Genomic DNA, 21,720 nt, shown 5'->3' with positions numbered 1-21,720 from the left:
TCACAGCAACGGTTACGCTCGATCACGTGTCGGCGACCTTGACGCTCACTGCCAGCCTGCGCCCGGCCGCGCTCGACGCCCGCCGCGGGGTCGTGCGCCTGCACCCGGAGGTGCTCACCGCGCTGGGGCTGCGCCCGGGCGACCCGATCTCGCTCACCGGCCGGCGCACCTCGGCCGGGATCGTCGCCGTGGCCGAGCCGGGGGCCAGCCGTGCCCTGCTCTACGCCGACGACCTGCTGCTGGGCAACCTCGGCCTGCGCGACGGCGGCCAGGTGGCCGTCGCCGCCGCCCCGCTGCGCGCCGCCCAGCGGGTCACCCTGTCCGGCCCGGTCGAGATCATGGCGGTCGTCACCCCCGAGATGCTGCGGCTCGCCCTGCTGGGCAAGGTCGTCACGGTCGGCGACAACGCCTCGCTGCTGCCCCAGGACGTGTCGCTCGGCACGCTGTCGGTGTCGGCACCCGCAGTACACATGGTGGATCGTGGGCTCGTCGAGGCGGCGCGGCGCAGCCTGTCCAACACCGTCGGCTACGCCTTCACCAGCGCGCTGCTCACCGTCGTCGCCGCCGAGCCCGACGCCGCCGCCCTGGTGACGATGGACACCACGGTCGGCTGGCAGCACGGCCAGGCCACCCACGCCCCGGGCACCGTCGTCGCTCCCGCCACCGCCGCCCCGGCCCCCGCGGCCGCGTCCGCGGCGGCCGACCGCACCACCCCGGCCACCACCCTCGACGACCTGCCCGGCCTGCGCGCCCAGGCCGAGCAGCTGATCGAGCTGCTCGACCTCGGCTTCCACCACGGCGAGGTGCTGGCCAGGCTCGGCACCACGGTCTCGCTGGGCGTGCTCGTCACCGGCCCCGCCGGCTCGGGCAAGTCGGCACTGGTGCACGCGGTCGCCAACGAGGTGCACGCTCAGGTCGTACCCCTCTGGGCGCCCGAGATCGCCGCCCTCACGAACAACGACGCCGCCGGGCGCCTGCGCAAGGCCGCCGACGAGATGCGCGCCCCCGGCCCGGCGATCCTGCTCATCTCCGACGTCGACGCCCTGGCCCCGCGCGACCAGCCCGGCCCGCTGTCCACGGTCTTCCGGCAGCTGCTCGGCGAGCTGATCCGCGAGGGCGAGGCGGTCGTGTGCACCACCAGCCGCCCCGAGGCCGTCGACCCGGCCCTGCACTCCCCCGAGCTGCTGGCCCACGAGATCTCGCTGCCGCTCCCCGACGCGGCCCTGCGCCGCGAGCAGCTCACGGTGCTCACCCGCGGCATGCCACTGGCCGAGGACGTCAAGCTCGACGACATCGCTTCCCGCACGCCCGGCTTCGTGGCCGCGGACCTGGCCGCGCTGGCCCGGGAGGCGGGCGTACGCGCCGCGCTGCGCCATCGCCGCGAGGCCGATTCACCCCGCATCCTCATGGCCGACTTCGAGGCCGCCCTGGAGGTGGTCCGCCCGACGTCGATGGCGGAGAGCTCGCTCGAGCTGGCGAAGATCACCCTCGACGACGTCGGCGACATGGTCGAGGTGAAGCAGACGCTCACCGAGTCGGTGCTGTGGCCGCTGTCGTACCCGGACGCCTTCTCCCGCCTCGGCGTCGAGCCTCCGCGCGGCGTGCTGCTCTACGGCCCGCCCGGCTGCGGCAAGACGTTCCTGGTCAAGGCGATCGCCGGCACCGGCAAGGCCAACGTCCTGTCCGTCAAGGGCGCCGAGCTGCTGTCGAAGTGGGTCGGGGAGTCCGAGCGCGCGGTCCGTGAGCTGTTCCGCCGGGCCCGCGAGGCCGCCCCCACCCTCGTGTTCCTCGACGAGGTCGACGCCCTGGCCCCGACCCGCGGCCAGGCGAGCGACGGCGGCACGACCGACCGCGTGGTGGCCGCCCTGCTGACCGAGCTCGACGGCGTCGAGTCCCTGCGCAACGTGGTGGTCATCGGTGCGACGAACCGCCCCGACCTGGTCGACCCGGCCCTGCTGCGCCCCGGCCGCCTGGAGCGCCTGGTCTTCGTACCACCCCCGGAGGCCGACGCCCGCGCCGAGATCCTGCGCGCGGCCGCCAAGTCCGTACCCCTCGCCCCGGACGTCGACCTGCCGGCCCTGGCCGCGACGCTGGACCGTTTCTCGGCCGCCGACTGCGCGGCCCTGGTCCGCGAGTCGGCCCTGGCCGCGATGCGCGAATCCCTGGACGCCACGGAGGTGACGGCGGCCCACGTGGAGCTGGCCCGCTCCCGCGTCCGGCCGTCGCTGGACCCGACCCAGGTCGCCTGGCTGGCCAACTACGCGGAACAGCACCAGGCCCGCTGACAGGTGGCTGCCGCGGCAGCCACCCGGCACGTTCGACAACCACAGGAGTGCCCGCCGGCAGGTTGTGCCGCTGCTCCGCCAACGCGCTCCCGGCGTGACCGACGGCCGCACGTCCGCTGGCAATCGACATGCCGGATTTTTGCCCTGCCAGGCGAAAAATCCGACATGTCGCGGCGCGGAGCGCCCGACATGTCGGCGCAGCAGAAACCTTGCGCAGCCGAGGTCGCGGGCCACCTGCAGCCCGGACGGCAGCACGTCAACGCCGGACAACCTCAGCGAAGCGCCCGACATGTCGGCGCAGCAGAGACTTCGTGTAGCCGAGGTCTGAGCGTGGCGCGGACGGCGACAGGCCGCGGCGGATCAGCGGTGGCGGGCCCGGGAGGCGCGCAGGCGCCGGAGGCGCTGGACCACCACGGGTTCGTGGGCCAGCGCCAGGGGGTTGTCGAGAAGCGCGTTGAGCAGCTGGTAATAGCGCGTCGCACTCAGGCCGAACGCGTCGCGGATGGCCTGCTCCTTGGCGCCCGCCTGCCGCCACCACCGCTTCTCGAAGCCGAGGATCTTCTTGCTGCGCTCGTCGAGCTCGGCCGGCTCCTCGGCGACCGCGATGTCGGCCCGGGGCGCCTCGTCGTCGCCGTCGAGGAAGTCGTCGGCGTCCTCCGTGGACGGTGTGGCGGACTGGGCCGGGACACGGGCGGCGGCGAGGTCGTCGCGCATGCGACCCACACTAACCGCTCCCGGCCTTGATCACGCTGCGCGCCGGACGAGCGAGCCGGGTCAGGCGGTGACGATCTTGACGCCCGCGTCGCGGAAGGCATCCAGGGTCGGCTGGGTCGCGTTGGAGTCGGTGACCAGGGTGTCGATGCGGTCGATCGGGCAGATGCGGGCGAACGCGTGCCCGCCGAGCTTGGAGCTGTCGGCGATGATCACCACACGGCGGGCGCGGGCGACCATCAGGCTGTTCATCGCGGCCTCGCCCTCGTGGTGGGCCGCGGCGCCCAGGGTGACGTCCAGCGCGTCGACGCCGAGCAGGGCGATGTCCAGGGTGACGTCACGCAGGATGTTGCCGCCCAGCGGGCCGACCAGTTCGAAGGACTGCGGGCGGACCACGCCGCCGGTGACGACGATCTTCATCCGGGAGCGCACCAGCAGCTCGTTGGCGATGTTCAGGGCGTTGGTGACCACGGTGAGCTGGGCGTCGTCGACGCCGCCGGTGAGCTCGGGGCGCACGGCCAGGGCCCGGGCGACCTCGGTCGTGGTGGTGCCGCCGTTGAGCGCGACCACCATGCCGGGCGACACGAGCGCCGCCGCGGCCGCGCCGATGCGCTGCTTCTCCGGGGCGTGCTTGGCCGTCTTGTACCGCAGGGGCAGGTCGTACGACACCCCGTTGGCGACGGCCCCGCCGCGGGTGCGGGTGATCATCTGCTGCTGCGCGAGCTGATCGAAGTCGCGGCGGATGGTCGCCTGCGACACGTCGAGGCGCTCGGCCGCGTCCTCCACGCTGATCCGCCCGCTGTCCGTGAGGATCTCGAGGAGCGCGTTCCAGCGCGCATAGCGATCCACGCAACCCCTCCCTGCGCGTACGGTGCGAGATATGTGCACAATAATGCGCGAAACAGCGGGTAAACGCAAAGGCAACTGCTCGAACCAGGGCGCGGGGTACGGTTGCCAGCCCGGCCACCGGTGCGCAATGATGCGCGAACCGACCGAATTTCTTGCAGTTCCGAAGCCAATCACGATCAGGCGAGGGTTGAGCGCAACATGACGCAGACCGTGATCGCCCTCGATGTCGGGGGCACCGGGATCAAGTGCGCGCTGGTCGGCGCCGATGGTGACGCATTGCACTCGGTCCTGCACGCGGAGCGGCACCCCACGGGCGCGGAGCGCGGCGGCGAGGCCGTCATCGAGACGATTCTCGGCATCGCCGAGGGGCTCGCGGCGACCGCCCGCGCCAAGGGGCTGCGGCCGGTCGGCGCCGGGCTCGCGGTACCGGGGGTCATCGACGAGGTCAATGGCGTCGCGGTGTGGGCGGCGAACGTCGGCTTTCGTGACGTACCGCTGAAAAAGATCCTGGAAGCGCGCCTCGGCCTGCCCGTGGCCCTCGGCCACGACGTGCGCGCCGGTGGCCTCGCCGAGGCCCGCCTCGGCGCCGGGCGCGGCCACGACTACGTGCTCGTCATCCCGATCGGCACCGGCATCGCGGCGGCCAACGTGGTGCACGGCCAGGTGTACACGGGCGCCCACGGCGCGGGCGGCGAGATCGGTCACATCGTCGTGCGCCCCGGCGGGCCGGTCTGCGGCTGCGGCCAGCGCGGCTGCCTGGAGGCGATCGCCTCGGCGTCCGCGGTCGGCCGGCGCTACTCCGAGCAGGCGGGGCGCACGGCCACCGCGGAGGAGGTCGCGCGCCTGGCCGCCGAGGGCGAGCCGATCGCCGTGGCGGTGTGGCGCGAGACGATCGACGCGCTCGCCGACGGGCTCATGACCGGCATCGCGCTGTTCGACCCGGCGGTGATCGTGCTCGGCGGCGGGCTCGCCGAGGCCGGCGAGGCGCTGCTGGCGCCGCTGCGCGAGGGCGTGCACGCGCGGGTGACGTTCCACCGCGAGCCGGCCATCACCCGCGCCGCGCTCGGCGACGAGGCCGGCTGCCTGGGTGCGGCGCTCGTCGCACTGGACAACCTGATCACGAAGGGGAACACGCAATGACGGTGGTGTCCGGGGTACGGGTCGTCGCGGGTGATCGCGTCATCGACAACGGCTTCGTCCGGGTCGAGGGCGAGCGGATCGCCGAGGTCGGGGCCTCCGAAGCCGCCGAAGAGGGCTCGGCCGCCGTGGTCGTGCCGGGCTTCGTGGACATCCACGTGCACGGGGGCGGCGGCGCGACCTTCACCACCGGCGACGCCCACGACGCGCGCAAGGCGGCGGCGTACCACCTCGGCCACGGCACCACCACCATGCTGGCGAGCCTGGTCACCTCCCCGCCGGAGCTGATGATGAGCGCCACCAAGGCGTTCGCCCCACTCGCGGCCGAGGGCGTGATCGCCGGCATCCACTTCGAGGGCCCGTACCTCTCCCAGGCCCGCTGCGGCGCCCAGAACCCGGCTCACCTGCGCCACCCGTCCCTCGACGAGCTGGGCGCGCTCATCGAGGCGGGCGAGGGTGCCGTACGCCTGGTGACGGTCGCCCCCGAGCTCCCCGGCGCCTTGGACGCGATCCGGCTGCTGGTCGAGCGGGGCGTGGTCGCCGCCATCGGGCACACCGACGCCACCTACGAGGAGACCCTCGCCGGCGTCGAGGCCGGTGCGACCGTCGGCACCCACGTCTTCAACGGCATGCGCCCGCCGCACCACCGCCAGCCCGGCCCGGTCTTCGCGCTGCTCGGCGCGGCCGGCGTCGTCTGCGAGTTCGTCGCCGACGGCATCCACCTGCACGACGGCACGCTGGCCTTCGCCGCCTCGGTCACCGGTCCGGGCCGCGCCGCCCTGATCACCGACGCCATGGCCGCCGCCGGCATGCCCGACGGCACCTACGAGCTGGGCGGGCAGAGCGTGGACGTGTCCGGTGGGGTGGCCCGGCTGACCCGCGACGGTGCGATCGCCGGCAGCACGCTGACCATGGACCGGGCCTTCCGCCGCGCCGTGGGGGCCGGGCTGTCGCTGGTCAGCGCCTCCCGGATGGCCTCGGGGACACCGGCCGGGGCGATCGGGCTGGCCGGGGAGGTCGGCGAGCTGCGCCCGGGCGCCCGGGCGGACCTGGTGCTGCTGGACGAGGACCTCAACGTTCAGCGCGTGATGCGCGCCGGCTCCTGGGTGTCGTAGAAGGCGCCGGCCCACCCGCTCTTCGTCAGGCGGGTGCCGAGCGGGATCGCGTCCCACGGCACCCGCCGCAGCACCCGGTCGAGCAGGACGCCCAGCATGAGCGCGGCCAGGCCGTCGGTGATCCAGTGGAAGCTCAGGTACGTCGTGGTGAACAGCAGCACCAGCGGGATCGTGTAGCGGATCGCGGCCACCAGCCGGGGACGCAGCACGCCGGTCAGCAAGGTGGCGAGCACGCCGTACCAGACGATGGCGTTGACGACGTGCCCGGACGGGTACGACATCCCGGAGCCGATCCGGAACAGCCACTCGGGGTGCGTGATCGTGTGCTCGCTCGCCGCGGCGCGGTCGGTCCAGATCTTCAGCGGGCCGATCGTGACGTACGTGATCAGGTAGGCGCCGACGACCAGCAGGAACGGGCGGACCGTGTGCCGGGCCCGGGTCAGGAAGAACGCCACGATCACGGCCAGCGGGGTGAGGATCTGCCCGCCCTGGCCGAGCCGGTTGAACACCCGCAGCGTGGTGTCGGCCCAGCCGGGGCGGTGTGCGTCGACGAAGTCGCGCACGGCGAGGTCCAGGCCGAGCAGCGGGGTCTTCGCCGCCAGCAGGATCGTGATCGCCACGAACCCGGCGACGAGCAGCGCGTCGAGCCACCAGCCGGCGGGGCGGACGGGTCTGGTCTCGAAGCGCACGAGCAGAAACGCTACCCGAACACGCGAAGGGGCCCGGTTTCCCGGGCCCCATCTCCATGCTTTCTCTACATCAGGCTGCGCAGCTGGGCGGCGATACGGTCGATGCGCACGCCTGAGTTCGGGCAGCCGCCGAAGTGATGCAGGGCGATGACCTTGTTGGTCCGGCGGGAGATGACCGGCGAGCCAGACGAGCCGCCGTCGGTGTCGCAGTAGTACGACATGTCGGTGTTGGCGGCGTAGCCGTCGTACGCCGGGTCGCTCACCGCGCAGTTGCCGCTGCGCTCGGTCGAGTCCTCAGTGGAGATGACCGTCGGGGCGCCGCGCGGGTGCTGCGGGATGTACAGCTCCTCGCCGCGCACCGGGGCCCGGTCGTCGATCTCCAGGTAGCCGAACTGCTGGATCTGGTTGAAGTTGCGGACGCTGAACAGCGTGTAGTCGAGGATGTCGTCGGTGGCCAGCACCTGGTCGCCCATGACCTTCGTCGGGCGCAGCGTGGCGCCGCCGCCGCACTGCGCGCACTCGTAGTTGAACCACACCTCGGTGCTGCGCGCCTCGCGGGTCGTGGTGAAGCAGTGGTGGTTGGTCAGCATCCGGTTCTGCGAGCCGACCCGCCACGCGGTGCACAGCTCCACGCCGTTGATGAGGATCCGGGCGACGGGCTTGGAGTTGGCGTACGCGACCGGGTCCGACGACTTGTAGCAGGCCGCGTTCTCGGTCTCGTTGCGACCGCAGATGCTCTCCTCGTGCGGCGCCGCGGCGAGCGCCGCCTTACGGTCCGCGTCGGCCTTGGCCCGCTCGTCCGCGGTCTGGCCGCGCGCGACCCGGTCGACGGTCACCCCCATGCTCGCGAGCCGGGACCGGATGCCGAAGACGTCGTCGCGGGCCTTGACCACCCGCACCACCGCACGGTCGCCGGAGACGGACATCGACCAGTTGTCGGAACCGCTCAGATCCTTCGAGGTGTACTCGTAGTGCTCCGCCCCGCTGGCATCGCTCACCCGCACCTTGTCGCCGTCGCCGAGTTCCAGGCGGGAGAAGTGCACCTTCACGTAGTCCGCGCCGGGGTAGCTGAAGGTCCGGCTCGCGGCCCGCTCGATGCTGCCACCCGTGACCGACTCGAGCACGCCGCCGGTCTGCCCGCCCGGCTCCTGCAGCCCGGACACGTCGTGGAACAGGCGCAGCTGCGGCGGTGCGGCGGGCGCTCGCTGCGGCTGGGCCGGGCGGGCCGACGCCATGGCGACCCCCGCCCCGGTGAGTGCGAGCAGGGTGCAGACCCCCGCCACCAGCAACGACCTACGGCGCATGAGCGCGTCCTTCCATGGGTTCGCAGCAGAAGGGAACGCCCGGTCGGGTGTTAGGGGTAAATCGGGCGATCCGCCCATTCAACGACCGATGCCGCCGCGAGGGATCGGGAATTCACCGGTATCCGTCGACCGTCCCGCCGGTCTGAGCCAGAAGTCCACCCAGCCCCAGCCGCGTCGTTACCACGGTCAGCAGGTCGTCGGCGCGCAGCACGTAGGAGGCCGGTGGGGCCCAGACCGTCTGGCGCTCCCCGTCGGTGCCGACCGCGAGCACCCGCACCTCGCCCAGCCCTGCGTCCGGGTCCTCGGCCGCCGCGATCGTGCGCCCGTCCAGCCACGACCCGACGCAGACCGGCACCTCGGCGAGCAGCAGCACCCGGCGGCCGACCGGGATGGTGCCGATGACCTCGCGCTCCAGGAGGGCGGCGGCGAAGGCGGGCGCGGCGAGGTACGACACGCTCCGCGAAGCGGTGATGCCGAAGTAGCGCTGCACGCGGTCGGCGAAACGGCCGTCGAACAGCCGCAGGATGACCCGCAGGTCGGGCTTGAGCGCCCGGCCCTCGATCGCCGCCTCCAGGTTGGCCTGATCGTCGGTGGAGACGACCACCAGCGCCCGGCTGGTGTCCACCGACGCGGCCCGCAGCGTCTCGACGCTGCTCGCGTCGCCGACGATGAACGGCACCCCGCGCTCGCGGGCCGCCTGCGCGCCGCGCGCGTTCTCGTTGCGGTCGATCACGACCACGGGCACGCCGAGGTCGACGAACGCGTGCATGACCCGGGTGCCGACGTTGCCGAGCCCGACCACGACCACGTGGTCCGACAGCGGCTCACGCAGCCGGCCGAGCGCGATCGCGAGCCGCGCGTTGACGACCGCCTCGACGACCGCGGCGGTGATGACCGGGATCAGCGCGACGTTGACCAGCCCCAGCAGCGTCGTGACGAGCTTCTCCGGCCAGTGCGACTCCAGCTCCGGGCTCGCCCCGGTGAGCTCGGCCAGCAGCGTCACGTAGGCGGCGTTCCACCAGCTGATGTGCTTGTAGTGCGCGATGATCGCGGTGCCGGCGGCGAGCATGGCCAGCAGCACCAGCGCGGTGACCCACAGCCGCCGGCTGACCAGACTTCGCAGCGTGTGCAGGAAGCCGTGGCGCTGCCGGCGCAGCCAGCGCCGGACCCGGCCGTCGCGACTGGCGGGAACCCGCTCGGCCCGCTCGTCGCGCACGATGACCGTGGCGGCGCGCTCGCCGTTGGCCACCGCGAGCACGAGATCCGCGTCCGCGACCGGTAGCAGCTCCGGGTCCTCACCGGCGACCGTACGAGCCAGCCCGCAGACCACGTCGTCGGCGCGCACCTCGTCGCGGCGGGCCACGAACAGCGTGCGCTGCGCCACCCGCACGTGCACGGGCGCGACCTCCCCGAGCGCCTCGGAGACGAACGCGGGCGCGGCCATCTGCGCGTCGGAGAGCACCCGCACGTCGGCGAAGTTGCGCCGCAGGCTGTGCCCGAGCCGCAGGTTGAACATCCGGATCACGAGCCGGACCTTCGGGTTGAGCTCCTGTGCCTGCAGCGCCGCGTCGAGGTTGCCGATGTCGTCCTGCTTGACCAGCGCGAGCGCGTCGGCGCCGGCGAGGTCGGCCCGCGTGAACGCCTCGGTGTCGGGCCGCTCGGCCTCGACCACGCGCCCGCCGTGCTCGGCGAGCAGCCGCGCGATCTCGGGGCCGTGGCGGCGCTTGGCGCTGGGCAGAACGGCGGTGACATGGACGCCGTACTGCGTGATGAGCTCCCCGACCAGCCGCAGCGCCAGCGGATCGTCCCCGCACACCACGACCCGCTTCACCGGGGCGTGCACGACGTGCCGCTCGCCCGCGCCCGCCGGCTCGATCGACCACGGACGGGTGATCGCCTGAACGCGTGGAAGATTGCCGCGCAGCCGCCGCATCAGCCACGACTCGGACGTCACCGGGCGATCCTAGCGAAGATCACCAGTTTCCGAAGACCCCCGACCTCGTTGGTCCCGGCGAATCGCATTGTCGACCAGATGGGTTTTCGAGGATGAACACGTGGTTTCGCCGGACGGTAGGGACCGTCGGCATCGCCGGCGGCATGCTGCTGCTCGGCGCCGGCGCCGCGCACGCCGATGACTCCGCACTGGCGCCCGGCCAGCTGGACGATCTCTTCTCGCCCACCGGCGGCCCGAACAACCAGTCGCTGCAGCTGGTGGCGCACGGCGATCGCATCGACACCAGCGCGGCCTCGACCGCCGAGGCGGGCCCGCGCACCACGTCGGCGTCGCTTCGCACCAGCCGCGCGACCAGCAAGGCCATGCCGGGCGTCCTGCCGGGCCTGCCGCTGTCCACCCTGGTCCCGACCGACAGCCTGGGCCTGCCGCGCACGACGTCGAGCCGCCTGCCGAACCTCCCCGCCCTGCCGACCGACGCGGTGGCCACCAGCGCCCTGCCGGCCGCGGGCCAGACGCCGTCGCTGGCCGGCACCGAGGCCTCGCTCGCCACGCTGCCGCTGGTCGGCCAGCTGACGAACCTCGACCAGCTGGGCCTGCCCGGCACCGACACGCTGCAGGGCACGTCGATCGCCGACACCTCCACGGCCTTCCCCGGCACCGTACGCAAGCCGTCCCCGCGCCACGGCTCGACCGAGGCCCTCCCGCTGGTCGGTGGCCTACCCTTGGTGGGCGGCGGCCTGCCGGTGCGCGGAACCCTGAAGCCCATCGACGACCTCGCCATCCCGGTCGGCGGCGCACTGCCCGGCGTGGGCCGCGGCGCCACCGAGGCGGACGGCCTGCCACTGCTGGGCAACGCCCCGCTGGGCGGCAGCGACGTACTCAAGAACGACTCGATCACCGGCATCCCGGTCATCGGCGGGGTAGGCCCGACCCCAGGCGTGAGCACGACCGCGGTGACGAACCGTCTAGTCCCGACGACGGGCGCCCTCCCCCAGGCCGCGAGCCACCTGCCACTGGTAACCGAGAGCTCATACGTCCCGAAGCACGCCGAGGCCTCCTACACCCCGCGCCACGCCCACGCCGAAGCCCTGCCACTGGTGACGGGCCTACCGGCAGTGGGCGGCGTAGCACAGGGCGTCCTGCCCTTCTTCAGCGGCATCGTCGGCTGATTCCAAGCGAAAGCCGGCCGCCCCGCGCCACACCTTGCCGGATATTTCGCATATCCACGATGAGCGCGGCCGGTCCGAGATTCTCGGACCGGCCGCGCTCATCGCGCACCCGGCCCACTCTTGGAACCGCGACCGCCCCGCCGTTCGGGCACGCCGGTTAGCGTCGCGGGCATAGCGGAGCGTCGGCTCCGCCTGGTGACGACACCACGGTCACGCCGGCGGGGACCGTGCTCCTGCCCGACTTCTGATACCCGAGGCGGTGAACACGAGGAGCGACCGACCCGGGGTCGGCCGTGGTGATGGGGTCGCCCGTGGTGTTGTTGCCGAGCGGCGCGTCCAACGGGCTCCTTCAGGCCGTCTGACAGTCCACGGCCGGCGAGACCCGGGGCGCGGATGACGAGGTCGACGCGGCCCAGGAGAAGCACATGACGGCCGAACCGAAGCGGGGTTCAGCGACGGCGAAGGACGCGCCGCGACGGCTCCGGGCCGACCGGTGGCCGGGGCCGAGGCGGTGGCCGGGGCCGAGGCGGTGGCGGTGAACGACGGCACGGCGCCGCCGGAACGGCTCGGCGGCTGCTGCGTCCGCGGTGACACAGCGTCGCCACCACAACGGCTTGGCCGCTGCGGTGATGGCGCTACGGATCGACAGCACGCCAACTGAACAGGCCGGGAACGTGGCGACTCGACCGGTCGAGAACGCAGCGACTGGACCGGTCGGGGGTGTGGTGACGTCGGTGCAGGCTGGTGACACGGCGACGGCGAACGCTCTGGCGATGGTGCACGGGACGCCGGCGGCGACGGTGGCCTCGGCGACTGCGTACGAGCTGTCGGCGCGGGCGGGGGCTGCGGCGGTGGGGTGGCAAGTTCGCGAGGGCGAGACGGTCCGGGCGGGGTGGGCGCGGACGAATCGGAGCGGGGGTTGGGCTGGATGGCCGGACGGCGGGAGTCGGATTGAGTCACCGGACCGCGGGAGTCGGGCTGCGGCCTCGGATCGCCGGAGCGGGGCTGGACCGGTGGACCACCCGGGCTGGACTGAGCCGACAGACCACGGCGACTGGGCTGGACGGCCGCACCGCAGGAGTCAGCCTGGACCGACAGACCACCCGGGCTGGACTGAGTCGATAGACCACGGGGACTGGGATGGACGGCCGGACCGCGGGAGTCGGATTGAGTCACCGGACCGCGGGAGTCGGGCTGGACCGGCGGACCGCTCCGGCTGGCCGGAGTCGACAGAGAACGGCGGCGGGCGGCTCGGGCGTCCTGTTCGGCCCAGTGGGCGGTGATCTCGGCGGTGCGAGCCTCGGCGTCCAGACGGGCCAGGCGCTCGGCATGACGCGCCTCCAAACCACGACGGCGAGCCTCAGCGAACTCAGCACGAACCGCACGACGACGAGCCACACGACCGCGGTGCTCAGCCAGCATCGCATCCAACCGGCTACGCCACTCCGAATCAGCGATCCCGGTCAGCACCTCACTCATGAAGACAACCTAGAACAGAGGTACGACAAAAACCGCTGACCAGCGGAAACAGGCGGGCGCGCGATCGTTGGTCCGCTGACGGTCCCATCCTGGTCGGGGAGGGCACGCGAATCAGTGGTACGAAAGCTCCCCGGCCCGGATCTCCGTCTCAAGCCGGTTTTCCCACGGCGCGAGCGGACACTGATACAACGGCCTGTATGCACAGGATGGGTTGTACGCGTAATTGAAGTCCAGACGTACGCGTCCGTCCGGTAGTGGGTCGACGCCTCGGCCGTGGGTGCCCTTCACGGTGTCGGTCAGGTAGCGGCCCGCGCCGTATGTCTCGGTGCCGCTCGTGCCGTCGCGGAAAGGCAGGAAGAGGCCGCCGCCGTACGCCGCCAGCCAGAACAGCGTCAGCGGGCCCCACGGTGTGTCCAGGATGCCGGCTCGCTCGTAGCGCAGCACGCCGTCCGGGCCGCCGGTTGCGATCTCCAGGGTGCCCTCGGCCGGGGTGAGCGGGACGGTGGCGATGAACTCGCCGGTGGGCGGGAAGTAGCGCAGCGGGCCCGGGGCCGCGGACTGCGGGTGGGTGGCGAACAGGGCGTCGCGCCGGGCCCGGAACCCCGCCAGGTCCACATCGGACAGATACATGGCGGCGACCCGGGCCCGGTAGTCGGCGAGTGCGAGATGGTCCACACCGCCGAAGTTACCGCCGCAGCGGCGCGCCGGCCTCGTGCAGGTGGCGCAGGGCCTGGGCGTAGGAGCTCACGAACGTCGCGGAGTGGTACGGCACGCCGATCTCGGCGCAGTACCGCTGCACGATCGGCTGGGCGCGGCGCAGGTTCGGCGTCGGCATGTTCGGGAACAGGTGGTGCTCGATCTGGTAGTTCAGGCCGCCGAGCACGACGTCGAGCCAGACGCCGCCGCGCACGTTGCGGGAGGTGAGGACCTGCTTGCGGAGGAAGTCGAGCTCGTCTTCGGCGGTGAGCACCGGCATGCCCTTGTGGTTGGGGGCGAAGGTCATCCCGAGGTACAACCCGAAGAGCGCTTGATGGATGAGGATGAACGCGATCGCCTGGCCCGGCGAGAAGAGCAGGAAGGCGGCCGCGATGTAGGCGGCGAAGTGGCCGTACAGCAGAAATGTCTCGAGGGCGCGGCGCTTCACCGTGCCGAGCGCCCGCGCGCTGGACACGTGCAGGTTGAAGCCTTCCAGGAGCAGCAGCGGGAAGAACAGCAGGGCCTGGTGGCCGCCGATCAGCCGGGCCGGCCCGCTCGCCCGCTCGGCCTGGCGCGTGGACCACACGAGGATGTCGGGTGCGACGTCGGGGTCGTGGTCCTCGTGGTTGGGGTTCGCGTGGTGGCGGGTGTGCTTGTTCATCCACCAGCCGTAGCTCATGCCGATGCCGGCGTTGCCCGCGAGCAGGCCCAGCGCCTCGGACCAGCGGCGGCCGCGGAACACCTGCTTGTGGGCGAGATCGTGGGCGACCAGTGCGACCTGGGCGTACGCGATCGCGAGCACCGCGGCGAACCACAGGCTGTGGGTCATGGCGACGCCGGCCCAGCCGCCGACGTACAGCGCGACGACCAGGGTGATCCGCAGGGCGTAATAGCCGGGGCGGCGCTCGAGCAGCCCGGCCGCGCGGATCCGCTGGGACAGGACGGAGAAGTCGGTGGCTCGCTCCGCAGAGACCAGAACTGTCATGCCGTTCAGCGTTCCGGTTCGCGGACGCCGGATCGAACCCGTCAGCCCCCGCGAATCACGGTGGGGCTGGCCCCACCCCTAGGGGTGGGGCGCCCCCGCTGCGCAGCCGCGCCGCGGAGCCTACTCTTGGTCGAGTGCCAGTGCTCATCGGCTCTTACGCAGACCAGTATTCGACCTACGACGACGACTTCAAGCCGCTCGCCCCGCCCGTGCACACGCCCGCCCCGGCCTTTCTGGCCGTGGGGCCGGCCGGGGTGCGATACGCGGTCGCCGAGATCGACGGCGGGCAGGTCTCGGCCTTCACCCGCGCCGGCGAGCCGCTCGGGAGGTTGCCGACCGGCGGAGGCGGGCCGTGTCACGTCGCGGTGGCCGGCGACCGGTTGTTCGTGGCCAACTACGCCACCGGCAGCGTCGCGGCGTTCGCGCTGCGCCCGGACGGCGGGCTGGATCGCCGCACCGACCTGGCCCAGCACGTCGGCGCGAGCGTCAACCCGGATCGGCAGGAGGGCCCGCATGCGCATCAGGTGACGGCCCGCGGGTCCATGCTGCACGCCGTCGACCTCGGCATGGACGCGATCGTGCACTATCGCGTCTCCCCCGAGGGCACCCTGGAGCATCTGCGCACCACGACGGTCCAGCCCCTGGGCAGCGGCCCGCGGCATCTGGTCTTCCACCCCGACGGCCGCGTGTTCGTCGCCAACGAGCTGACCTCGACGGTCGCGACGTACACGTCCGGCTTCGAACTGCTCGACGTGAAGCCGTCCTGCCTCGTCCAGCCGGTCGGCGACAACCTGCCCAGCGAGCTGGCCCTGTCCCCGGACGGCCGCCGCCTCTATGTCGCCAACCGGGGCAACGACACGATCACGACGTTCGCGGTCGAGTCGGGTGGCCTGCTGCCGATCGACGAGGTCTCGACGGGTGGCACCTGGCCCCGTCACTTCGTGGTGCTCGGCGGCGCTCTCTGCGTGGCGAACCAGCACTCCGACACGGTCGCGCTGCTGGAGCTGGATCAGGATTCGGGTGTGCCGAACCCGGCCCGGGTCGTCATCGAGCACCCGTCCCCGAGCGCGGTGATCCCCGTCGCTGAGTGATTGTGCGGATGGTGCGGCGCTCGAACGCTTGCTGAACTACCGTTCAGTGCCGCACCATCAACGCATGGGTGAGCTGGTTCCGCTGCCCAAGTCGGGCGACGTTTTCGAGGATCGGCGCGGCGGTGACCGCTCGATGCGGGTCACGTGCCATCCGCAGCGGGGCACGGTCGTGGTGTCCCTATGGGTCGACAAGATCTGCCGCGCGTCGTTCCAGCTCGCCGAGCGGGATCTCCCCCGCCTTCAGGAGGCCCTGGCCGGGATGCGCTTCGAGGAGGCCGCGGCCGATCCGCTCTCGGACACGGCCTGAGCGGATGGTTTACGCGGCCTCGGTGGCCGACAGGGCCGCCTTGTCCGTGGGCGCGGCCTCGGAGCGGGAGTTGCGGGTCCGCTGGCGCGGGACGCGGGCGCGCGGCTGCAGCGCCGACGCCGTGATGCCGGCCTGGCGGGCCGCGTTGAGCGTGTCGCGCAGCTCGGCCGCCTCCTCGGCAACCTCGGCCGCCTCGTGGGCCAGCGCCGCAGCGGCGACCACGGCCACGTCGGCGGCCTTGACCGCGGCGCGCTCCGTCGCCGCGGCCGCCTCGTAGAGCCGGCGGGCCCGGCTCTCGGCGGTGCGGCGCAGCTCGACCTCGCGGGCCGCGAGCTCCTGCAGCGGGTCGGCGCCCGCGACACCCTTGAAGACCTGCTCCAGCGCGTCGACCGTGATGTCGCCGCGCTTGAAGGCGTCGAGGGCCGCGCGGGACACCTCGCGCTTGGTGTCCTCGTCCTCGCCGGCGCCGGGCTGGGCCTCGACGACCTGGCCGGCCGCCTTCAGCGCATCCTGATAGGCCTTCTGAGCCACGTCGAAGGTCACCCATGCCTGCTCGCGGGCGGTCTGGGCGGCCACACTGTGGGCCCGGGCCTCGACGACGGTCAGCTGGGCGCGCTTGGCCGCGGCGCCCGCCGCGGCGGCCTGGCGGATCAGCTCGCCGGCCTCGGTGCGCAGCCGGGCCCGCTCGGCCGGGCTCAGGCTCGCCTGGGCCTCCTCGACGGCGGCGAGGCGGTCGGCGCGGTTGATCCGATGCAGGCTCCAGCGCGACAGGAACGCCGCGAGCAGGATGAAGAGCACGATGAGCGCCATCAGACCGAGCCACAGGACGATCGCGCCGGTGACCGGGTCGAGTCCGAAGATTCCCCGGCCGCCGGTGAGGGTCCACGGCAGGTCACGAGTCGTCTGCGCCAACGTGGCGGGGGTGTGAATGGCCACGGCAGGACCTCCGGCTGTGCGTGTCGCTACAGCGTAGACGTGATCCGCCAGGCGGGTCACCCCATCGAAAGGTGACTATTCGACGAAATCGCGTACACGAATAGTTACGACGACGCAAGAATGCGCCGCTCAACGGCGCGTCGCACGGCGTGTCGCCGTCGCGGTCCGTGTCGATCACCACAGCGAGTGTCGGCGACTTGTCACCACATCGTGATCAGGGCGGAATTCGGGTGTCCGCCCGCCGGGGGATCGCCAAGGTCCCCGCCACGTGCTTGCGTGCCGTGCGCCCACCGCCTCAGCAATAGCGGGCCGGCGGCGGCCGCCCGCCTCCAGCAACGCGTCCAGCCCGCGAACGCGCCGGCCTGAACCCCGACCCCGGAAATTTGTCCGTTTTGTCGTGTGATAGCTTCGCCGCGTCATCGCGCTCGCAGCGCTGAACACCACGGATGGAGCGCTCGAACGCCATGCGCCGCTTAGGTTCCACGCCCCGCGAACGCGGCTCCCGCGAGGAGGCCACGTGCCCGGACATCTTCGAGCTCGCCGACGGCCGGTTCGCGGTCATCGGCACCGAGATGACCGCCGAACTGCGTGGCCGGCTGCCGGCAGACGCCGGAGTCGCTGACTACGAACGGATCGTGGTCATCAGCCGCGAGACACTGCTGCACGCCAAGCGCGACATTCCTGAGTTCTAAGGCCTGTTGCAAACTCGGGTTTGGTGTCCGCGAGATGGAACAGTCCGGGTTGTGCGTCTCGTCGTTCCGGTGTGGTCCCGCATGTTGGGGTGCGGGTCTGGTCCGGGGTTGTCGAGGGCGTCGTTCCGGGAGTTCGCCGAGCACGCCGGCACCAGCCATCCAGGATGGCTGGTGCTGCGCTGCGGCCGCCGCGGCCGGGCACTGGTTGGGTGCCGGTCGGGGCGGTGGTGTCCGCTTGACTCAGGCAGGGCTCCTTGCAGCCCTTCCTTGATGGCATCCACGCCGTGGGTGGCGAGGGTGGTCTGCGCGGCGACCCAATCCACCCGGGCGGTGCCGGGCACGGCCGGGTCGCTCAGCACGGTGTGCGCGCCGACGAGGGCGGCGACGAGGTCCCGGTCGCCGGTCAGGCCACACTGTGGGCAGGTGTGGCGGCGGTGGTGGAGGTGTTTGGGGACGCGTGTGGTGCAGAGGCAGTGCTGGGTCCAGGCGGTGTGCCGGGTCCCGGCCCGGACCAACCCGCCACCACCGGCCAGGGCGGCAACGTTGGCGGCTTCCCGGTCGACGGCGGCCAGGAGGATGCCGGGGGTGAACGCGTGGATGCCGCGACCCCACCGCCGCGCCCACGCCCCCAGGTCACCGGCTTCGACGACCAGGTTCGGGCCGTGGGTGGCGACGATGCCGGCGGCGACGATCCGGGCGCGGGTGCGCCCGGCCTGGGTATGGGCCGCGCCGTCGGCGGCGGCCTGAGCGCGTAGCCGCTGGTAGTTGGCGGAGAGTTGGTCGCGGCGGTAGGCCTGCACCGGGATACCTGCCGTGTTGGCGATGCGGGCGCCGCCCGGCACGGCTACCTGTACCGGGGGCAGGCCGGCGGTTCGGCGACGGTCGGCTCGCCGCTGCTGCCGGGCGGAGAGCCGGTATTGGGTGGGGTTGGTGGCGCGGCGGGAGCGTTGCAGGGCGCGGTTACGCCGCCGCTGCCGCAACCGTTCCGCCGCGAGCCGGTCGGCGTCGGCGCCGGTCTTCGTGATCTGTGTGGCCCGCACCCCGTCACCACCACCGGCGATCGGGACGGAGACGACGGCGAGGTTGGACACGTTGACGTCGACGCCGCCGCGCCGGTGCAGGGCCGCGGCCGTCTGGCGGCGCGCCGCGACCGTGGGGGAGGTGTAGCCGGGGCCGAGGACCATCAGGTGCGCCTGGTACCGCCACCCACCCGGCGTCCCCGGGTCGCGGTACCGGACCAGGTCGATCTTGTGCCAGCGGCGCGGATCCGCGAGATAGTGCTCCAGCACCGGCTCACGGCCGGGTCCCTGCGGCAGGCGGACCGGCAGGACCAGGTCCCGGGCGCCGGTGCCGGTCAGCACGACGGCGAGGGGGCCGTCGTGGTCCCACCACGCCCGCACCGGCCGGCCGCCGGCAGTGGGGGTGACGGCGGGCATCCGCCGTGGCTGCCACAACCGCCCGGCCCGGTCGAACACCGCCTGATGCCCGGCCAGGGTGCCGGCCAGGCGGAACGTCTCCCACTTCCGTGCCCTGGTATGCGAACGGGCCCGGCCCGGGATGCGGCTGAACGTCCACCAGCCGCCGACCTTCGGCGGGCCGTGGCGTCGTCCGGTCGCGTCGGGGAACAGGTGCCGGTCCACGGCCTGCCACACGCTGTCGGCGACGTGCATCGCCACCGCTTTCGTACAGGAGCGGCGCAGGTGCGGGGCACGGTCCACATGCCGGTACGCGGCATGCTCCAACCCGGTCCGGGTCAACCCCAGCCGATCCCGGACCACAGCCGGCCCGGCGACGGCCCGCACGCGGTGCGCCGCCCAGTACGCATCTACCTTGGCGCGGGCGTCACGCTGCACCGCCCGTTGTACCCCGAACACCGCCGCGAACACCCGCTCCACATGCCGCCGCACCCCCGGGTCATGCACGTCCAGCGGCAGCCGCAGCACCGACACCGGACCGTCGTACCGCCACGGCACCGCCTGGTTCGGTCCACGCCGCCGTATCGACCCCGCTGCCGCCACACCGACCAATATAGGGCCACACGGCCCCCGGTACCATCGCTGTACCGGACTTTGCGACACGGCCTAGCCCAGCCGCGCGCAGACCTCGCGATACACGTCCTCGACGAGCGCGTCGAAGTCGCCGGCGGGCGATCCCGGCGGGCGGATCTCGCGCCGGTAGTCCCGCACGCTCGCCCAGAACTCCCGCACGATCGGATTCGTGAAAGCGTCACGCACCGCCGCTCGGACATACGACTCGTCGCGATCGCCGATTCGATGGATCAGATTCAGGTTGTTCAACATGAGATTCGCGAAGAAGAACTGCTTTCGCCGACGGGGCTCGATCGGGTCACCGTAGCCGCCCCACACCTCGGCGAGATCCGGATCGTTCATCGCCAGCTCCGTCAGGTGGACATGCAACTCCCGCATCGCCACCTCGGAGGAGCGGAACAGCTCGTGCCGGGACTGCTCGGCGGCCTCCCGCTGCATGCGCAGTTCCGCACGCTGCATCCGCAGCTCGTTGTACTGCACCCACAGGGTGGCGCCGACGACGATCAGGGCGAAGACCGAGAAGATCCCGTTGACGACGGAGAAGGCGTCGCTGAGCTGGTCCCAGCCCCGCGGCGCCTGCGTTCCGGTGGCCAGTTCGGCCGCACCGATGCTGGCCAGCCCCAGGACTCCGGCCGCCAGCAGCGCGGCCAGGCCGAAGCCGGCGAGAACCAGCAGACGCACCGGCGCGGAGCGGCCGGCGGGGGTTCTGTCCATCGCGCACCCGCCTCAATGGACGCCTTCGCCCGGCACTGGGCCGGGCGACCAAGGTTCCATCATGGGCGCGAATCGAGGTGTGCGGAGACTCTATTCCGGGACTCTCACCTGAATGAATCGTGAATGAGTCCGGAACGGTACATCCGCACGCCACAATATCATCAGCATCGGCCGGGGCCAAACGATTCACACGGCGTCGGCACGTGCATTCCGAAGCGCTGTGCGCCAATGCCTTACTGCATCGTCCAGACCTGGCTGGGCGCGGCGGTGCAGTCCCACAGCACGATCGGGGTGCCGGCTCCCGTGCCGTTGTTGGCCGCGGTCAGGCAGCGTTTCGAGTTCGGGTTCATCCAGGTGTTGTCGGCCCGGCGGACCCAGACCTGGGCGACGGTGCCGTTGCACCCGTACGCCTGGATCGCGTTGCCGTTGCCGGTCCCCGCGTTCTGCACGTCCAGGCACCAGCCGCGGTCGGACAGCAGGGTCGCGCCCGTCGTGGCATTGCCCTGCACGCGCCAGACCTGGTTGTTCCCGGAGTCGCAGTTGCCGATGATCACGCGATAGTTGTTGCGAGCGTCCAGATACTCCATGCACCTGTGCGACTGCGCGCCCACCAGGCGGCCCGTCGTCGGCTGGGCGGGCGGGGGCGGAGGCGGCGGCGACGTGGTGGCCTTGGTGGCCGACGGGGCGGCCGACGCGACCGCGCTCGGCTGGGTCGACGGGGCCGTCGTGGCGGTGCGGGGGTGGGTCGTCGCCGGGTTCGCGGCCGCGGTTTCGGACTCTTCCTCCCCGGCGGAGGGACTGCCCGGGTCGCCGGCCGGGACCGGGCCGGCGCCGCGCGGGCCGTCGACACCCGGGACGCGGCCCGGGAGGCCGTCGCTCGTGCCGCCGGGGCCGTCGTTGTCGACGGCCTGGAAGACGACCGCGCCGGTGATGAGCAGGATGAGCACGGCCACGGCGACCGCGCCGACCGGGTAGCGGCGCCACGGCATCACGCGGCGGCGGCTGCCGCGGTAGTCCTCGGCGTCCTCGTGGACGTAGTCGGTGACGATCGCCAGCGCCGGGGCCTTGTAATCGGCGACCGTGGGCGAGTCGTCGGGCGGGATCGTGGCGCCGGCGGGGAGGAGTTCGCCCTCGACCGTCTCGACGGGCTCCTCGGACGCGACCTCGAGCTCCCTCGACGGCGCCTCCAGTTCGGGGTCGTTGGTGACGACCGGGTAGCTGTCCGTGCCGGGCAGCGTGACGATGAACTCGAGGTTGCGGGTTTCGTCGGCGGCGTCCGCGCGGGCCTCGCCGGCCAGGGTGGCGACCGGTGAGGGGTCGGACTCCTCGGCGGCGGGCTCGACGACCGGGATCGAGGCCGTGGCGACCGCGGTGGGGCCGTCGGGGCGCCGCTGGTGCGGGATCGCCGGGATGACCGGCTTCGCCGGCTTGAACGGCGCCGGCAGGACCCCTGCCGATGCGGCGGCCGTCGGCGGGACTCGATGGTGGGCGGGGTGGCCGGCCGCGGGCGGCAGCGCGCCCGAATCGACCGCGTTTTCCCCGTCTCCAGCGACGGACAT

General features: G+C 72.5%; 19 protein-coding genes. 8 read left to right on the top strand and 11 right to left on the bottom strand.

The window, feature by feature from the left end:
- Nucleotides 1-26: 26 nt before the first annotated feature.
- A complete protein-coding gene (locus ACQPY0_RS03565) occupies nucleotides 27-2,285 on the top strand; it encodes an AAA family ATPase (protein WP_432984533.1) in 2,259 nt (752 codons plus the stop codon).
- Between the two features lie 360 nt (nucleotides 2,286-2,645).
- On the opposite strand, the gene ACQPY0_RS03560 is transcribed toward ACQPY0_RS03565, so the two are convergent.
- Both ACQPY0_RS03560 and ACQPY0_RS03555 read right to left on the bottom strand, forming a co-directional pair.
- Nucleotides 2,646-2,999: a DUF3263 domain-containing protein gene (locus ACQPY0_RS03560; RefSeq protein WP_432984530.1), complete on the bottom strand. Its 354-nt coding sequence runs from the start codon at nucleotides 2,997-2,999 to the stop codon at nucleotides 2,646-2,648.
- Nucleotides 3,000-3,059: 60 nt separating this feature from the next.
- The gene (locus ACQPY0_RS03555) at nucleotides 3,060-3,845 is read right to left on the bottom strand and encodes a DeoR/GlpR family DNA-binding transcription regulator (RefSeq protein ID WP_432984527.1); all 786 of its coding nucleotides are present in this window, start codon (nucleotides 3,843-3,845) and stop codon (nucleotides 3,060-3,062) included.
- A 198-nt stretch (nucleotides 3,846-4,043) separates the two neighbouring features.
- Here ACQPY0_RS03555 and ACQPY0_RS03550 point away from each other — a divergent pair, with 198 nt between their 5' ends.
- Both ACQPY0_RS03550 and nagA read left to right on the top strand, forming a co-directional pair.
- Complete coding sequence (locus ACQPY0_RS03550; RefSeq protein ID WP_432984524.1) at nucleotides 4,044-4,985, top strand: ROK family protein; 942 nt, start codon at nucleotides 4,044-4,046, stop codon at nucleotides 4,983-4,985.
- Entirely contained in the window at nucleotides 4,982-6,097 is a 1,116-nt protein-coding gene (gene nagA / locus ACQPY0_RS03545; protein WP_432984521.1) for an N-acetylglucosamine-6-phosphate deacetylase, read from the top strand. Before ACQPY0_RS03550 ends, nagA begins: the two co-directional genes overlap by 4 nt.
- Here nagA and ACQPY0_RS03540 read toward each other — a convergent pair.
- The 3 genes from ACQPY0_RS03540 to ACQPY0_RS03530 all read right to left on the bottom strand — a co-directional run bounded on the left by ACQPY0_RS03540 (nucleotide 6,061) and on the right by ACQPY0_RS03530 (nucleotide 10,044).
- Entirely contained in the window at nucleotides 6,061-6,786 is a 726-nt protein-coding gene (locus tag ACQPY0_RS03540; protein WP_432984518.1) for a phosphatase PAP2 family protein, read from the bottom strand. The genes nagA and ACQPY0_RS03540 overlap by 37 nt on opposite strands.
- Before the next feature lie 65 nt (nucleotides 6,787-6,851).
- Entirely contained in the window at nucleotides 6,852-8,090 is a 1,239-nt protein-coding gene (locus ACQPY0_RS03535) for a trypsin-like serine peptidase (RefSeq protein WP_432984515.1), read from the bottom strand.
- A gap of 112 nt (nucleotides 8,091-8,202) precedes the next feature.
- Nucleotides 8,203-10,044 carry a potassium channel family protein gene (locus tag ACQPY0_RS03530; protein ID WP_432984512.1) on the bottom strand — a complete coding sequence of 614 codons (1,842 nt, stop codon included), beginning with the start codon at nucleotides 10,042-10,044 and terminating at the stop codon, nucleotides 8,203-8,205.
- A gap of 92 nt (nucleotides 10,045-10,136) precedes the next feature.
- On the opposite strand from ACQPY0_RS03530, the gene ACQPY0_RS03525 reads away from it, so the two are divergent.
- Both ACQPY0_RS03525 and ACQPY0_RS03520 read left to right on the top strand, forming a co-directional pair.
- Complete coding sequence (locus ACQPY0_RS03525; protein WP_432984509.1) at nucleotides 10,137-11,213, top strand: hypothetical protein; 1,077 nt, start codon at nucleotides 10,137-10,139, stop codon at nucleotides 11,211-11,213.
- A gap of 1,272 nt (nucleotides 11,214-12,485) precedes the next feature.
- The gene (locus ACQPY0_RS03520) at nucleotides 12,486-12,731 is read left to right on the top strand and encodes a hypothetical protein (RefSeq protein WP_432984506.1); all 246 of its coding nucleotides are present in this window, start codon (nucleotides 12,486-12,488) and stop codon (nucleotides 12,729-12,731) included.
- 72 nt (nucleotides 12,732-12,803) lie between these two features.
- Here ACQPY0_RS03520 and ACQPY0_RS03515 read toward each other — a convergent pair whose 3' ends face one another.
- Together ACQPY0_RS03515 and ACQPY0_RS03510 are read right to left on the bottom strand one after the other, a co-directional pair.
- Nucleotides 12,804-13,367, bottom strand: coding sequence for a DUF1684 domain-containing protein (locus tag ACQPY0_RS03515; RefSeq protein WP_432984503.1), 564 nt, complete (start codon nucleotides 13,365-13,367; stop codon nucleotides 12,804-12,806).
- A 10-nt stretch (nucleotides 13,368-13,377) separates the two neighbouring features.
- Complete coding sequence (locus ACQPY0_RS03510; RefSeq protein ID WP_432984500.1) at nucleotides 13,378-14,373, bottom strand: fatty acid desaturase family protein; 996 nt, start codon at nucleotides 14,371-14,373, stop codon at nucleotides 13,378-13,380.
- Between the two features lie 134 nt (nucleotides 14,374-14,507).
- On the opposite strand from ACQPY0_RS03510, the gene ACQPY0_RS03505 reads away from it, so the two are divergent.
- Together ACQPY0_RS03505 and ACQPY0_RS03500 are read left to right on the top strand one after the other, a co-directional pair.
- Nucleotides 14,508-15,464: a lactonase family protein gene (locus ACQPY0_RS03505; protein WP_432984497.1), complete on the top strand. Its 957-nt coding sequence runs from the start codon at nucleotides 14,508-14,510 to the stop codon at nucleotides 15,462-15,464.
- Nucleotides 15,465-15,528: 64 nt separating this feature from the next.
- Entirely contained in the window at nucleotides 15,529-15,771 is a 243-nt protein-coding gene (locus ACQPY0_RS03500; protein WP_432984494.1) for a hypothetical protein, read from the top strand.
- A gap of 9 nt (nucleotides 15,772-15,780) precedes the next feature.
- Here the strand turns inward: ACQPY0_RS03500 and ACQPY0_RS03495 are convergent, their stop codons facing one another.
- Nucleotides 15,781-16,707, bottom strand: a complete 927-nt coding sequence (locus ACQPY0_RS03495; protein WP_432984491.1) for a hypothetical protein — start codon at nucleotides 16,705-16,707, stop codon at nucleotides 15,781-15,783.
- Nucleotides 16,708-17,171: 464 nt separating this feature from the next.
- Between ACQPY0_RS03495 and ACQPY0_RS03490 the strand changes: the two genes are divergently transcribed.
- On the top strand, nucleotides 17,172-17,399 hold the full coding sequence (locus ACQPY0_RS03490; protein WP_432984488.1) for a hypothetical protein: 228 nt from the start codon (nucleotides 17,172-17,174) through the stop codon (nucleotides 17,397-17,399).
- Here ACQPY0_RS03490 and ACQPY0_RS03485 read toward each other — a convergent pair.
- The 3 genes from ACQPY0_RS03485 to ACQPY0_RS03475 form a co-directional block, all read right to left on the bottom strand.
- A complete protein-coding gene (locus ACQPY0_RS03485) occupies nucleotides 17,396-19,348 on the bottom strand; it encodes a hypothetical protein (RefSeq protein ID WP_432984485.1) in 1,953 nt (650 codons plus the stop codon). The two genes, ACQPY0_RS03490 and ACQPY0_RS03485, sit on opposite strands and share 4 nt — an antisense overlap.
- Nucleotides 19,349-19,480: 132 nt before the next feature.
- Nucleotides 19,481-20,161 carry a DUF6082 family protein gene (locus tag ACQPY0_RS03480; protein WP_432984482.1) on the bottom strand — a complete coding sequence of 227 codons (681 nt, stop codon included), beginning with the start codon at nucleotides 20,159-20,161 and terminating at the stop codon, nucleotides 19,481-19,483.
- A gap of 233 nt (nucleotides 20,162-20,394) precedes the next feature.
- On the bottom strand, nucleotides 20,395-21,720 hold the full coding sequence (locus tag ACQPY0_RS03475) for a ricin-type beta-trefoil lectin domain protein (RefSeq protein ID WP_432984480.1): 1,326 nt from the start codon (nucleotides 21,718-21,720) through the stop codon (nucleotides 20,395-20,397).

Source organism: Dactylosporangium sp. CA-233914, assembly GCF_050942935.1.
In the GTDB taxonomy this organism is placed as follows: Bacteria; Actinomycetota; Actinomycetes; order Mycobacteriales; family Micromonosporaceae; genus Dactylosporangium.
The sequence above is the reverse complement of the archived record's forward strand: the minus strand, read 5'-3'. Positions and strand labels throughout refer to the sequence as shown.

Coding starts and splice junctions, on each gene's coding strand:
- ACQPY0_RS03480 (WP_432984482.1), bottom strand. CDS start 20,161: ATGGACAGAACCCCCGCCGGCCGCTCCGCGCCGGTGCGTCTGCTGGTT.
- ACQPY0_RS03560 (WP_432984530.1), bottom strand. CDS start 2,999: ATGCGCGACGACCTCGCCGCCGCCCGTGTCCCGGCCCAGTCCGCCACA.
- ACQPY0_RS03475 (WP_432984480.1), bottom strand. CDS start 21,720: ATGTCCGTCGCTGGAGACGGGGAAAACGCGGTCGATTCGGGCGCGCTG.
- ACQPY0_RS03550 (WP_432984524.1), top strand. CDS start 4,044: ATGACGCAGACCGTGATCGCCCTCGATGTCGGGGGCACCGGGATCAAG.
- nagA (WP_432984521.1), top strand. CDS start 4,982: ATGACGGTGGTGTCCGGGGTACGGGTCGTCGCGGGTGATCGCGTCATC.
- ACQPY0_RS03535 (WP_432984515.1), bottom strand. CDS start 8,090: ATGCGCCGTAGGTCGTTGCTGGTGGCGGGGGTCTGCACCCTGCTCGCA.
- ACQPY0_RS03510 (WP_432984500.1), bottom strand. CDS start 14,373: ATGACAGTTCTGGTCTCTGCGGAGCGAGCCACCGACTTCTCCGTCCTG.
- ACQPY0_RS03525 (WP_432984509.1), top strand. CDS start 10,137: ATGAACACGTGGTTTCGCCGGACGGTAGGGACCGTCGGCATCGCCGGC.
- ACQPY0_RS03500 (WP_432984494.1), top strand. CDS start 15,529: ATGGGTGAGCTGGTTCCGCTGCCCAAGTCGGGCGACGTTTTCGAGGAT.
- ACQPY0_RS03490 (WP_432984488.1), top strand. CDS start 17,172: ATGCGCCGCTTAGGTTCCACGCCCCGCGAACGCGGCTCCCGCGAGGAG.